This window comes from Silvimonas sp. JCM 19000, assembly GCF_054652575.1.
Window position 1 is genome coordinate 55,464 of the sequence record NZ_BAAIHC010000019.1, and the last position, 12,985, is coordinate 68,448.

Sequence of the window (12,985 nt, forward strand, 5' to 3'; positions counted from 1 at the left end):
TCGCCAAGCCGCTGGCTACCGCTAGTCTGGCTGACAAATCAAACAGACAAATTCTTCAAATTTGCCATTACTTGACAGCGGCAAACGATCATCAAATTGCACGAATTGCAACTGGAATGGATGGCCTAAAGCCTGCTGGATGACCGTGGTTAAAGCTTGTTGTTGCGCGCTATTCAAAGGCGTGGCGCAAACCAGCCGTACCTCGATCAATTGCTCACTGTGTTGCAGCAATTGGTACTGAATAATCGGCGCAATATCGCGAAAAGAATGAAACCCTACCAACGGCCAATAACGTTGATTGCCGATGCGTAATAAATTGCGTTCGCGCCCGGCAATCGCACTCAAAGTGGTATGGGCCCGACCGCAAGCGCAGCGCGGCCCCGGCGTGGCGTAATCGCCGATGTCGTAACGTATCAAGGGCATGGCGTAGTTATGCAGATCGGTCACCACCACGCGGCCGGTTTCACCGACGGCACACGGCGTGTTGTCCGGGCGCAGGATTTCCACGATGTAGCCTTCATCCATCACGTGATACAGCCCGCTCAAGGGGCACTGGATGGCCAGCACGCCCAGTTCTTGCGAGCTATAGGTATCGGCCACGCTCACGCCCAGTTCAGCCTGTACGCGTTGGCGCAAAGCCGGACTCAAGGTTTCGCCCAGCGTGCGTACCTGGCGCAGCGCGCGGAAGGCGCCGCGCTCGGGCTCATCCAGCAAAGCCGCCAGATTGTTGGGATAGGTCAGCAGATAATGCGGTTGGACCGCGCTCAGCCACGCCATTTGCGCGTTGATCGGCGTATTGATCGGTAAGGCAAAGCCCGGCCCGGAGCGATACAACAAGTTAACCGGCTGGCCCCAATCGGGCGTGCAGACCGGGCCCGTGCCGGCCAGGTTGGCACGGATCGCCGCCAGCCGCCCGCTAAAATCGCGCTCCTGCCACAGATGCTCACGCAGGGTAAACGCCAGCCACATCAACTGATTGATGGCGGTGCGCGTAACGCTGACCGGTTCGCCGGTCGAGCCCGACGTTTTGACCACGCCGGTGGGGCCATGCTCGGGCGGCAACACATCGGCCAGCAACGATGCGGCCTGTTGCTGCAAGGTGCGGCGCGGCAATAACGGCAAATGGGGCAGCGTGTCGACGCGGTCGATATCGGCCACGGTCAGCCCGGCGCTGCGCAGACGTTGTGGCAGTTGGGTGGTATGCGCCGCAGCGTGTTGCAACAGCAGACGCAAGCGCGCGGACTGCAAGGCGCGCAAAGCCTCGGCCGACCATGCTTCGGATTGCGCCAGCGTCTGCATTTGCGCTGCCAGCGCCTTAGCCAGCGCCATCGCTAGATCCGCTTTTGCAGAACCAGCACCGGACAGCGCTCGGCCAGTTCGTACTGACCGTGTGCGACGCTGATTTCCTGCCAGCCCTGGTCATAGCAGGCGCGGACTTCGGCCAGTGTGGGAAAGCTGTAAACCAGCGTCGATTGCGCATACACATCGATAGTATCGAGCACCGGGCGTGGCCAGCCAGCGCGCGCGGCCAGTTCGTCACGGTCGGGCGCATGTTCAGCAAAATAATGATGGATGTCAGCCACGGCGATATTGGCATCGCCCTGCGCGCTGCACAGCGCCATGGCCAGGCGCCACTTGAAGGCATGAAACGATCCGATTGCGCCCGCCCGCGCCGCGGTAAAAACATCGCGCATGCTTTCAGCGGCTTCGGGCCGCACAAACACCCGCAACGCCACCCGTCCCCGCGGCCGCAACACACGGGTCAGCTGGCTGAGCACCAGCCGGTATTCGTCGCTGTAATCAACATTGTTCAAAGCGCCATCGCCCACGGCAAAATCAAAGCGCGCCGGCGAGAACGGCAGATCGCGCCAGTCGGCCTGCACTTCCTGGCCATTGCTGCCGGCCTGGGCGCGGCGGCGTTGCACCATGGCCGGATCGCGGTCGACGCCCGTCATATCGCCCAGACCCCACAACTCTTGCGTCATGCCGAGCAACAAACCGCGATTGGCCGCGGGATCGACGTCCAGGCCCGTGCGCATCAATGCAATGTCTTCCGGCCCTGGCCGCAAGGGCGCCGCAATCTGTTGCCATTGCGCGGCGTGTTCACGCCAATGGTCATGCGGGGACGGTAACGGAAGACTGAAGTGGACGGCGCGATGCATAACACTCTGCCCGGGCAGTTAGGGCTTTGTTTATATGGCATGGCAGCGCGCCGCGCCAGCCCGTAGCGGGCTAGCCGGTAACGATGCAGTTACGGCCTGCGGCCTTGGCGGTGTATAGACGCTCGTCGGCACGGGCTACCCAGGCGCTGATGGGCTCTCCGGCCCGCAAGGTAGCAATGCCGATCGAGACCGTGACGGTTTGCTGCTGGATCATGGCCGCTTGTTCGACCAACTGGCGCAAATCTTCCGCCAGGCAACTGGCTGCACTGGCTGGCGTGCCCTTGGCGACGATCAGGAACTCTTCGCCGCCGTAACGAAACAGCCGGTCGTTGGCGCGAATGCGCGCGTGGATCAACGCGCTGACCGACACCAGCACGGCATCGCCCACCGTATGCCCAAACTGGTCATTGATGCGCTTGAAATGATCGATGTCCAGCAACAGCAAGCTGCACGCCGCATTGCTGCCGGCACATTCCATCAGCGTGCGTTGCAAAGCGCGGCGGTTGCCCGCGCCGGTCAGAAAATCGCGTTCGGCGCGCAGATTAAGCTCTTTGACTTGCAAGTGCGTGCGGTAAAACACGATGTAGGAAAACAGATTGATCAGCGCCACGGTCACGCCAAAAGTCGCCAGTGTGATGGCATGGGTGCCGTTGAACAGCACGGCCAGAATGCAGGCCAGCGAGGTCAGATTGATCAGCAGCGCGCGTTTGGGCGGCAGTGTAAAAAACGAAGCCACCATGGTGGGATAAGCCCAGTACACCACGCTGATGCCATGCAGATAAACAATCACGATCATGCCGACCGAATAGATGCCCGAGATCACCATGCTGGCCAGGCGGGTGCGGCCGGTGCGCCAGACATGTGCCATGACTGCCAGCATGCCGCCCACAATGGTCAGATCCACCACGGCGGCGGCATAACTGGCCGTCAGCAGCCGCACTATGCCAAACGGCAGAATGCTGGGAATGCTGATGGCGCACAGGCTCAACAGGATGATTTCTTCGTTGCTGCGCTCACCATCGCGCAAGCCGGCCCACAGCCGACGGATTCGATCCAGCACCGCGTGTTTCCTTCTTTGCTGCCCGGCCCATCAAACACCCACACCGCCGGATTGGGCCAGCGGTATGCATACTCCGGCCAGCCTTGACCACAGCATATTGCAGCGGCAAACACGGCCACGCAGCCAGGAGCGCTACGGGTTGTCTTTCTTTTGGCGGATGCGCTGCACAAACAATTACATCGCACACAACCAGACCGACCAGGGCAACGGTAGACTTATGCCACCGGAATATAGAAAAACGCTCGCCCCCCGACGCGTCTGCCATGACCAAACCCGCATATACCTTCGTTAACACCACGTTCCGCAATCTGATCGTGCTGCCGCTGCTGGTCGCCAGCGCCGCCTTGTGTTGCGTCATGGCGGTGGCGGGCTATTTGTATTTTTCGCTGGTGGTGGTCGGCCAGACCACCGAGGTCGCGCGGCTTTCCACCAATATTGCGGTGCACGTGTATCACCTCGACAACATCGAACGCGATTACCTGATCAACAGCACCAGCCCGGCGCTGGCCGATACGGTGGAGGTGGAGCGCACGGCCAGCAAACTGCGCGTGTTGCGGGAGCTGTTGGGCGACGATGCGCAACAAGTGGCGCGCGCCGACGACGTCATCAACGGCTGGATGCGCTGGCGCAGCGAGATGGACCCCTTGCTGGAACAGCGCCGCAACGGCTTTGATGTGGTGCCCACGCTGCAACGCGGGGGTGGCGCGCCCTCGGTCACCGGCATGGCGGCCGAACTGGGCAGCATCGCCAATCGGGCACGCGAACAACGCGCCGCCAATTACTCGCGCATGGGCATCACCATCGCCAGCCTGCTGGGCAGCCTGACCCTGGGCTTTGCCGCGCTGGCGGTGATATTTGCCCTGCGTGGCCACAAGCAGATCAGCTACCTGGCCAGCGCCCAGGCCCAGGCCGGGCAATCGGGCGCAGCGCAGGCCGACGCGCTGCATCTGCAAGACCAGATTGCCGATGCGCAGAGCCGGATCTCGCACCTGTTTTCTGAAGCGCACGACTTTGCCGCCGTGGCGCAGCCCCTGCTGGCGCTGGTCGGGCAATGGACCGGTGCGCTGGCCGGGGCCTTGTACGTCGCCACCGAACATGCGCGCTATCGCCGCGTCGCCATCTTTGGCACCCAGCCCGGCCACGTGCCCGCCTCCAGTTATGCCACCGGCTATGCCGCGCGCAGTGCCGCCCGGCCAGGCTGGCTGAGCGACGATATGCATGAATACGTGCCGCTGGCGGCGCAACTGGGCGAAAACACCCCCGCCTCGATTGTGGCTTTGCCTTTGCGCGGCACCAGCGGCCCCACCGGCGTGCTGGAACTGGCGTTTATTGATCCACCCGATGCCGCCGCAGCCGCCATGCTGGATCAGATCCAGTATTCGGTCGGTCACGCCATCGAATCCTGCCTGTTACGCGAACGCGGCAGCGAACCGCCTGGCCTGGCCTTACAATGAGCGGCTGGCAGCGACTGCTTGCGCCCCTGCTGGCGCTGTTCCTGGCACTGTGCGCCGCGCCCGGCCACGCCGCCTACACGCCCACCCTGCGCGATTATCGCCATGACAGCTGGACAGCCGAAGACGGCATGCCGGGCGAAATCTGGTCGCTGGCGGAGGACAACCAGGGTTGGTTGTGGATAGGCAGCATGTCCGGGCTGTACCGCTTTGACGGCATCCGGGCCCAGCCTTTCCAGCCCGCACCGGGCGAGGCCCTGCTCAGTGAAAAAATCGCGAGCCTCAGCGCGCTGCCGGATGGCGATTTGTGGATCTGCTACGAGCAAGGCCAGGCGTTGTCCTTGTTGCATCACGGCCATCTCAGCCATCAAAGCGCGCAAACCGGCTATAGCGGGGGTTCTTGCGCGCATGGCATCAGCGGCGATATCGATAACAGCCTGTGGGTGGCGGGCTCCAAGGGCCTGCTGCATTTTGCCAACGGGCATTGGCACAAGGCTGACGCAGCCGACGGCTTTGGCAGCGCGCTACCCGAGAACATCAATTTCGACCGTCAGGGTCGGCTATGGGTCACCACGCCGCAGGACGTCTATCTCTACAACCACGGCACGCGTCGTTTTAGCCGGGTGGCGTCCCACAGCGGCCAGCACAGCGTGCTGCAGGCGCCGGATGGCCGCATGTGGTTATGGGGCCCGGATGGCAGTCGCGTGCTGACGGGCGCTTTTGCCCCGGCCAGCGGCCCGGTGCCAGCGCGGCCGCCGCTGAATCATTCGGATGCTGGTTTGTTCGACCATCAGGGCAATCTGTGGCACGCGCTGTGCGCGCCGGGCGTGTGCCGCTACGACGCCGCCAGCTTGCAGGCGCGGCAGTCCGTTGACGCTGGCCTGCTGCAGGCCGCCAGCGCTCAGGCGCAACAAGCACCGGTAAGCGCCGAAGCCATGGTGTTGCTAGAAGACCGGCTTTCCAATATCTGGGTGGCGACGCGGCTGGGGCTGGACCGATATCGGCCCAATCCGCTGGTACGCGTGCCCTTGCCGGATATCACCAGCTATATCGCCCTCGCCGCCCAGCCCGACGGCAAGGTCTGGGCCAGCGGTTTGCAAACGCCGACCGGTCATTTGTGGCGCGTGGACCGCGGCATCGAGCAAATTGCCGGCACCGAACCGCTGCTCCACGGCCTGGGCCTCAGCCACGATGGCGCGGTGCTGGTGGGCGGCCGTGATCGATTACAGCGGCTGGATGCCAGCGGCATCAGCAGCGTGGCCATGCCACCCGAGATCAGCCAGGCCTACAGCGCCGGCCGCGCCCGGCTGATTCTGGACGACGGCGTGGGCATCTGGGCGCGTTTTTCATATGGCGGGCTGTGGCGGCTGGCGCATGGGCAATGGCTGCGCGCCAGCGTGCTCGGTCTGCCCGATGGGGGTGGACCGGCGGCGATGGCGCTGGATGCGCAACAACGCGTCTGGCTGGGCTACGGCCACAACCGACTGTTTCGCTATGACCACGGCCAGCTGGTGCAATGGGGCCCGGCCGACGGGATCGATCTGGGCAACGTCAACTTTGTGCATCCGGGCCACGAGTTGCTGATCGCCGGCGACAAAGGCGTGCAAGTGCTGCAAGGCAGCCGCTTTCGCGCACTGCATACCGACGACCCCAGCGTGTTACGTGGCGTCAGCGGCATGCTGCAAACGCCGGATGGCTCGGTGTGGCTGAATGGCCGACGCGGTGTGGTGCGGATATGCGCAGCGGGTTGGCAAGCGGCGCTGGCTGACCCCGAAACGCCGTTGCATTACACCCTGCTGGGCGCGCGTGATGGTTATCGCGGTGAGGCCACCGGGCCGCTGCCGCAACCCAGCGCTGTGCGCAGCGCCGACGGCTTGCTCTGGTTTTCTTCGTCCGCTGGCTTGCTGCAACTGGACCCCAACCGCCTGCCGCCGCTAAGCCCGGCGCAGGCCGAATTCTTGCGCGTCAGTGTCAACGGCCAGAGCTGGGCCGCCGACCAGCCCATCACGCTGCCCGCGGGCACGCGCCAGTTGCAGATTACGTATACCGCGCTCGGCAGCCGCATCCCGGAAGAAGTGCGCTTTCGCTATCAGCTGGATGAGGTCGATACCACCTGGCAAGACGTCGGCCCGCGCCGCGAAGCCAATTACACCAATCTGCGGCCGGGCGATTATCGCTTTCAGTTGCAAGCGGCGCCGCTGGGCAGCGACTGGCCCGACAACCCGGCCGAACTGCACATCCGCATCGCGCCGCATTTTTATCAAACCGGCTGGTTTGGCGGCTTGCTGTTGCTGGCCTTGATCGGCGTGCTGGCGGCGCTGTACCAATGGCGAGTGCGCTATCTGACGCGCCAGGTCTATGCACAAATGAATATGCGGCTGCAAGAACGCCAGGACATCGCGCGCACCCTGCATGACACCTTTTTGCAGGCGGTGTACGCGCTCACCTTGCGCTTTCAGACCGTGCAAATGTCCTTGCCGTCCGACCATCCCTTGCATCCGCAAATGGATCACGCCATGGCCAGCGCCGAAGCCTTGCTGGAGGAAGGCCGCGATCAGGTGATGAATCTGCGTGGCGAAAGCCAGTTGCAGCAAGGTCTGTTTGAGGCGCTGCGCCAGGTGGGCACTGATCTGATGTTGCAACATACGGTGCCGTTTGAAGCGCGCCGCCATGGCCATATCCGCGCGCTGTCCCCGGGCGTGGTGGACGATCTGTTCCAGCTGGGGCGTGAAGCGCTGTTCAACGCTTATCGCCATGCGCAGGCGCGGCATATCCAGTTGCATATGGAATACAAGCGCAAGGAGTTTGTGCTGAGCATCAGTGACGATGGCCACGGGCTTGATCCAGCCGTGCTGGAACGCGGGCATAAAGAACGCCATTTCGGCATTCCCGGCATGAGCGAGCGCGCCAACAAGATTGGTGGCTCCTTGCAGATCAACAGCACCTCCAGCCGCGGTACGCGCATCACCGTCAGCGTGCCGCGCCGCCATGCTTATCTGCCCCGGGCATGGCCCTGGCTGGCGCGGCAGCGCCATTGATGGATCTGCGCGCGTAAACCGGTCTATATCGCGCGCCATATTTGCCGACGTTGGCGCAAACAGGACCATTGATCTGATCAAAAGCGCAGTCTCAATGCGGGGCTGGCTTGCAAGAGCGGCTTGATGCTGGCGTGGACTGCACGCGGCGCTGCGGCCGAAGCAGGCTGGCTTGTAAGATCAGCCGCAAAACAGTCCCCCCAGAGCGCATCGCCGTTGGCGCCACGGCTATAGTCCATTACGAGAATCTTTGGCGTCGCCAACAGCGCTTTGCAAGGCCACCAGGCTTGGCGGCAGCCGATCAGAATCAGCATTTTTACCGGTTTCGGGCCGCCATGGCGCGCCCCGGCAAACACGACTAGCTTGCGGCCTTTCCAGAACCCCGAAAGTGATCGCAGCCATGTTGCGCAGACTCTCCGGCCGGATGCGCCCGGCATGCTATCCACCGCTGTTCGCCCTGCTGCTGGGCAGTGCCGCGCTCGCCCACGCCGACAGCGCCGCGGACGAACTGATCCGCCAGCAAGAACGCGAGCGCGCTTTGCGCGAGCAGCTGGAACCCCAGCCCGACGTCCACCTGCCACGCCCGGCCAGCGCAGCCAGCGCCGATGCCTGGCCAGCCAGCGAAACGCCCTGCTTCGCCATCCAGCAGGTACGCCTGATCGGCGCTGCGGCCGAGCAATTCCAGTGGGCTTTGCGCGCGGTGGCAGACCTGAACGGTCGCTGCCTCGGCAGCCAGGGCGTCGCCGTGGCCATCGCGCGCATCCAGAACGCCATCGTGGCGCGCGGCTATGTCACCACCCGCGTGCTGGCCGGCCCCCAAGAGCTCAAATCGGGCGAACTGGTGTTGACCTTGATTCCAGGCCGCATCCGCGCCATTCGCTTTGCTGAAGGCAGCAACCCGCGCGCCACGCAATTCAACGCCATGCCCGCGCGGCCCGGCGATCTGCTTAACCTGCGCGATATCGAACAAGCGCTGGAGAATTTCAAACGCGTGCCCACCGTCGAGGCTGATATCCAGATCAGCCCGGCCGAAGCGCCCGATGCCCCGCCCGGCCTGAGCGATCTGGTGATCAGTTGGCAACAGGGCTTTCCGTTTCGCATCAACCTGTCCGCCGATGACTCCGGCAGCAAAAGCACCGGCAAATATCAGGGCAGCGTCACCGTCTCTTATGACGACTGGTGGACGCTGAATGACCTGTTTTATGCCACTTACAACCACGACCTGGGCGTCGAATCGGGCGGCCGCGGCACGCGTGGTTACACCGTGCATTACGAGATTCCCTACGGCTACTGGATGCTGGGGGCCACCCGCAGCAGCTACGACTATTTCCAGTCCGTAGCCGGGGCCAGCCAGACCTATATCTACAGCGGCAGCAGCCTGAACAACGAGATCAAACTCAGCCGCCTGCTCTACCGCGATGCCACTCGCAAATTCAGCCTGTACGGCCGCGCCTGGACGCGCAGCTCCAGCAACTACATCGACGACACCGAAATCGGTGTGCAACGCCGCGTGATGGCGGGCTGGGACGCCGGCTTCAGCCATCGGCAAATGCTGGGCAGCGCCAGCCTCGACCTGAATGGCAGCTACAAACGCGGCACCGGCGCCCATGGCTCGCTCGACGCGCCCGAGCAAGCGTTTGGCGAAGGCACCGCTCGCCCGATCATCCTGAATGCCGACGCCCAACTCAACCTGCCGCTGCGCCTGCTCAAGCAAAGCCTGCGCTACAGCGCCACCTGGCGCGCGCAATGGAACCGTACCCCGCTGGTGCCGCAAGACCGCTTCTCCATCGGCGGCCGTTACAGCGTGCGTGGCTTTGACGGCGAGCAATCGCTGTCCGCCGAACGCGGCTGGCTGTTGCGCAACGACCTCGGCTGGGCCTTGGCCAGCAGCGGCCACGAACTCTATCTCGGCCTCGACACCGGCCAGGTCAGCGGCCGCAGCGCGCATCAGCTGATCGGCCAGCGCCTGGCTGGCTATGTGCTCGGCCTGCGCGGCACTTATGGCGGCATCAATTACGACGTCTTTGCGGGCCAGCCCATCAGCCAACCCCGCGGCTTTGAAACCGCCACGACCACGGCTGGCTTCAGCCTGAACTGGTCTTTTTGAATGTTTGTGGTGGCTGGCGGAAATCCCGATCCGCGCGGCCAGGGTAAAGAAAATGAATCAGCGTCTGCATCGTCTTGTTTTTAATCGCCCCCGTGGCCTGCTAATGCCCGTGGCCGAAATCAGCGTGGGCCAAAGCCGGAGCGGCGCTGGGGGGGCAGGCACAGCGGCCCCAACACGACGGTCGACGATTTTCATAAGAATGTGAAGCAGGACATTAAAGAGGTGCTTAAGCCAGGAATGAAGAAAACAGGCACCAACAATCCAGACGTAGGTAACACAAAGGATGGGAATATCGTCTTGAAAAACCCTAAGACAGGAAAGTCAATAATCACTGACTTACCACTCGATAACTTCGGGAAAAAATATGATTAATATGTACGCAACGCTAATGATTTCGGGTGAGAAGTTCGTCCCCGAAGATATATTGCACTTAGTTGAGTCTGGGGATGATGTAAATATCCGGAAAAAAGGTGCGCTGGGCAGTAGAGGGCGTTACAAATTCAAGCCCTTTCCAAAATCGAGCTTTCATCTCACAGGAGATCTGCTAAGAGTGCTTGATTTTATCGAAAATATAAACGAGATTGACGTTGAATTAGACAAGAAAATCATACACATAACCGTCGCATACAAAAATCAATGTAATTTCGAACTATCTCCGGAAATACTATTTAGACTATCCAGACTTGAGTTACCATTTGGCATTACTTGTTACGAAGATCAGAATCTAAGTGATGAGGGTGTACCGTAGTTCGCATCACTAACATTGAAAACATTTTCGCCGGCTTGCACCCCTTTAAGGAAGTAACGTACAAGGGCGTGGATAAATATCTATCCGTAGGCGTGGGCTCCAACGGTTTCGTTGTGCGAGCAAATCCGGTTTACACCTGGAGCAATGCAAAATGAAAATAGATACCGCGAACGAAAACCCTAAAATTAAATTGGAAGAAAAAATGAGAGCCGGTGGATTTACAATTAATCAGAACAATGAACGTGAGCAATTTGAAATCATTGAAAACCCCAACCGGAGCCAGATCGAAAGCATGCTTTCAAAGCTTCAAAGTCTGATGGGGGTCCTACGGTTCACCCCCAAAACAGTCCCGGACATTGGGATTCAAGAGCTTACAATCTACGCAGAGAACGGTTTTTTCCTGTTAATGGCAGGAGAAATAGATGAAGACGGCGAGTACGAGGTTCTAACGGTTGACAGTCCTGCTGCGCCCAGAGAGACGATTGTAATTTTGGGAGACCGTTACCCTCGACAAGCAGCCACTAAAGATTTGAATTTAATTTTGGACATTGCGGACGAGTATTCGCGTACAGAGGCGGTCACTATATATCCTCTGGCCCAATAAAGCTTTGAACAGACCTGCATTTCCGGGAACAACAAGGACGAAATGATATTCGGCGACCCATACAAATTCGCGGTTATCGCAGAAAAAGTTGATCCGTGGAGTGATAAAGATTTTCGCAACGGAATCTTTCTGTTTTCGATCGGCGGAAATATTTTTCCGTCGAACCTGCAAGTGATTACATATCATATTGACTTGGTGGGCATATCGAAAATGGGCGACACCAACAGGGATGTAGCTCAAGACCAATTTTTGCGTCCAACTCGGGACATCTACGATGCCCTGTACGAAATCACCTATCCGCCTTTTGAATCCGATCTGGATAACGATTACACGTATTTAATAAGCACCCAGAGTTTGCAAGATGCAAAATGCGATATATTTCTTATTCAAAGCGGTGACTTTGAAAAGATTATCTACGGCTGTGGAACATTTGGATTCTCAATTGGCGAAATAGTGCTCGAACGCGGATATTTTTCGAAGATCGCGAGTGAAATTGGCATCTATATAAAATCTGAGGATTATCTGAGTTTTTGGTCCAAAGAAATTTAGGACGCCGAAAATGAATGCCCTTCCGTCAGACAAAGAAAACATGCAGGATATCGAATGCCGGACAGCTGACAGATAAAGAGCGCCTATCATTCGTAAAGATCAACGACCATGATTCAATTCACGGCTCACTTTAAGCACGCGCAAGGCGCTCACCACCTGTTCAGAATCAACCTCATTTTCAACGGGAAGCCAGTGGTAAGCTTCATTTCCGACATGTCTGAAATTTCATGTGCAGATCGGAAATTGAGACTCTTTCAAATGGAATCAAAAGAGTATTTTTCGTGGTTCGGAAAAAATACTCTGTTATTTACCAATGACGAAGTGGGCCGAGTCCCCCCATTCGATCATCAGCAATCGCTGGAATCTTTCAGCAAGCAATTAATTGAGGGTATTTTTATAATTCCGGACGACAACTAATTTTTATGATCCCAAGGGAGCCGAAATTGTCCACGATCAGTCCGGCAAAACGTCCACCTTGATTGCCGCGGTCACCCGCTTTGCGAATCATTCGCTCACAACCCAGCCGTATCCAGCAACCTTTTCCCCGCCCTCCTACACTAAGCCCAACGTCCCCAACCTCAGCGCCCCGCGCCCGTCTACCTTCATGAAACTTCGCCCGCTCTCCCTCACCCTGGCTTTGTGCACTTCGACACTGCTAACCACCCTGCCCGCGCAGGCCGCCCCGGCTGCCAGGTCCGCCAGCACGCCGAGCAGTCAGCCCACCGTTTCGACTGCGCCGCAGTCCAGCAAGCCGTCCACCTTCGACGCCAACCCCGAGGTACAGCAGGCGGCGACGGTGTATGCGCAGAGTGCGGTGGAGCATGCCAAAAAGTCGTTCGACATTACGCTGGATGGTTCGGAGGCCAGCATCGCCCAGGTCGAAGTGGCCTTGGGCAAGCTGCATGATTCGTATGCACAGGCGGCGCAAAAGCCGACGGATGATCAGGTGATGACGTTTGCCAAGGCATATGGCAGCTATATCGGCGAAGTGTTTCGGCGCAATCATGGCGCGGATTGGGGTTTGCTCAGTTGGGATGGCAAGGTGTTTCCGGGTTTGCGTGCCAGAACCGGGCTGGAGTTCTGGCCGTGGTTGCGGGCGTTTAACCGGATTGCGCGTGGCGCTGAAGACAACGTCAGCGATTACTATGCGTCGCTGACCAAAACCGACGCCAGCGCGCCCGCCGCGGCGCATTAATCCACTGGCGGTGTTGCGGCTGCCAACGCTGTGCGTAAAAAAGGCGACAAGCCAGTGCTTGTCGCCTTTGCATT

General features: G+C 59.8%; 11 protein-coding genes. 8 read left to right on the top strand and 3 right to left on the bottom strand.

Going from position 1 to position 12,985, the window contains the following annotated elements; all coding sequences use genetic code 11:
• Positions 1-21 precede the first annotated feature (21 nt).
• The 3 genes from ACYQ1A_RS15930 to ACYQ1A_RS15940 all read right to left on the bottom strand — a co-directional run bounded on the left by ACYQ1A_RS15930 (position 22) and on the right by ACYQ1A_RS15940 (position 3,222).
• Positions 22-1,329: a phenylacetate--CoA ligase family protein gene (locus tag ACYQ1A_RS15930; protein ID WP_499363524.1), complete on the bottom strand. Its 1,308-nt coding sequence runs from the start codon at positions 1,327-1,329 to the stop codon at positions 22-24.
• Between the two features lie 2 nt (positions 1,330-1,331).
• Positions 1,332-2,162: a class I SAM-dependent methyltransferase gene (locus tag ACYQ1A_RS15935; RefSeq protein WP_499363526.1), complete on the bottom strand. Its 831-nt coding sequence runs from the start codon at positions 2,160-2,162 to the stop codon at positions 1,332-1,334.
• 70 nt (positions 2,163-2,232) lie between these two features.
• Positions 2,233-3,222 (bottom strand): GGDEF domain-containing protein, encoded by a 990-nt coding sequence (locus ACYQ1A_RS15940; RefSeq protein ID WP_499363527.1) that lies wholly within the window; start codon positions 3,220-3,222, stop codon positions 2,233-2,235.
• 263 nt (positions 3,223-3,485) lie between these two features.
• Here ACYQ1A_RS15940 and ACYQ1A_RS15945 point away from each other — a divergent pair, with 263 nt between their 5' ends.
• From ACYQ1A_RS15945 to ACYQ1A_RS15980, 8 genes are all read left to right on the top strand, one after another.
• On the top strand, positions 3,486-4,676 hold the full coding sequence (locus ACYQ1A_RS15945) for a CHASE3 domain-containing protein (protein WP_499363529.1): 1,191 nt from the start codon (positions 3,486-3,488) through the stop codon (positions 4,674-4,676).
• Positions 4,673-7,711, top strand: coding sequence for a sensor histidine kinase (locus ACYQ1A_RS15950; RefSeq protein WP_499363531.1), 3,039 nt, complete (start codon positions 4,673-4,675; stop codon positions 7,709-7,711). The genes ACYQ1A_RS15945 and ACYQ1A_RS15950 overlap by 4 nt, the downstream gene beginning before the upstream one ends.
• Positions 7,712-8,108: 397 nt before the next feature.
• Positions 8,109-9,815 carry a ShlB/FhaC/HecB family hemolysin secretion/activation protein gene (locus ACYQ1A_RS15955; protein WP_499363533.1) on the top strand — a complete coding sequence of 569 codons (1,707 nt, stop codon included), beginning with the start codon at positions 8,109-8,111 and terminating at the stop codon, positions 9,813-9,815.
• 52 nt (positions 9,816-9,867) lie between these two features.
• Entirely contained in the window at positions 9,868-10,020 is a 153-nt protein-coding gene (locus tag ACYQ1A_RS15960; RefSeq protein ID WP_499363535.1) for an ESPR-type extended signal peptide-containing protein, read from the top strand.
• Between the two features lie 159 nt (positions 10,021-10,179).
• The gene (locus ACYQ1A_RS15965) at positions 10,180-10,563 is read left to right on the top strand and encodes a hypothetical protein (protein ID WP_499363536.1); all 384 of its coding nucleotides are present in this window, start codon (positions 10,180-10,182) and stop codon (positions 10,561-10,563) included.
• A 151-nt stretch (positions 10,564-10,714) separates the two neighbouring features.
• Positions 10,715-11,167, top strand: a complete 453-nt coding sequence (locus tag ACYQ1A_RS15970) for a DUF6911 family protein (RefSeq protein ID WP_499363537.1) — start codon at positions 10,715-10,717, stop codon at positions 11,165-11,167.
• 42 nt (positions 11,168-11,209) lie between these two features.
• Positions 11,210-11,716, top strand: coding sequence for an Imm42 family immunity protein (locus tag ACYQ1A_RS15975; protein WP_499363539.1), 507 nt, complete (start codon positions 11,210-11,212; stop codon positions 11,714-11,716).
• A 604-nt stretch (positions 11,717-12,320) separates the two neighbouring features.
• A complete protein-coding gene (locus tag ACYQ1A_RS15980) occupies positions 12,321-12,911 on the top strand; it encodes a hypothetical protein (protein ID WP_499363540.1) in 591 nt (196 codons plus the stop codon).
• The last annotated feature ends 74 nt before the right edge of the window (positions 12,912-12,985 follow it).

What these genes read in the sequence shown, in the direction of transcription:
- ACYQ1A_RS15930 (WP_499363524.1), bottom strand. Translation starts at nt 1,329, where the DNA reads ATGGCGCTGGCTAAGGCGCTGGCAGCGCAAATGCAGACGCTGGCGCAA.
- ACYQ1A_RS15935 (WP_499363526.1), bottom strand. Translation starts at nt 2,162, where the DNA reads ATGCATCGCGCCGTCCACTTCAGTCTTCCGTTACCGTCCCCGCATGAC.
- ACYQ1A_RS15945 (WP_499363529.1), top strand. Translation starts at nt 3,486, where the DNA reads ATGACCAAACCCGCATATACCTTCGTTAACACCACGTTCCGCAATCTG.
- ACYQ1A_RS15950 (WP_499363531.1), top strand. Translation starts at nt 4,673, where the DNA reads ATGAGCGGCTGGCAGCGACTGCTTGCGCCCCTGCTGGCGCTGTTCCTG.
- ACYQ1A_RS15955 (WP_499363533.1), top strand. Translation starts at nt 8,109, where the DNA reads ATGTTGCGCAGACTCTCCGGCCGGATGCGCCCGGCATGCTATCCACCG.
- ACYQ1A_RS15960 (WP_499363535.1), top strand. Translation starts at nt 9,868, where the DNA reads ATGAATCAGCGTCTGCATCGTCTTGTTTTTAATCGCCCCCGTGGCCTG.
- ACYQ1A_RS15965 (WP_499363536.1), top strand. Translation starts at nt 10,180, where the DNA reads ATGATTAATATGTACGCAACGCTAATGATTTCGGGTGAGAAGTTCGTC.
- ACYQ1A_RS15970 (WP_499363537.1), top strand. Translation starts at nt 10,715, where the DNA reads ATGAAAATAGATACCGCGAACGAAAACCCTAAAATTAAATTGGAAGAA.
- ACYQ1A_RS15975 (WP_499363539.1), top strand. Translation starts at nt 11,210, where the DNA reads ATGATATTCGGCGACCCATACAAATTCGCGGTTATCGCAGAAAAAGTT.
- ACYQ1A_RS15980 (WP_499363540.1), top strand. Translation starts at nt 12,321, where the DNA reads ATGAAACTTCGCCCGCTCTCCCTCACCCTGGCTTTGTGCACTTCGACA.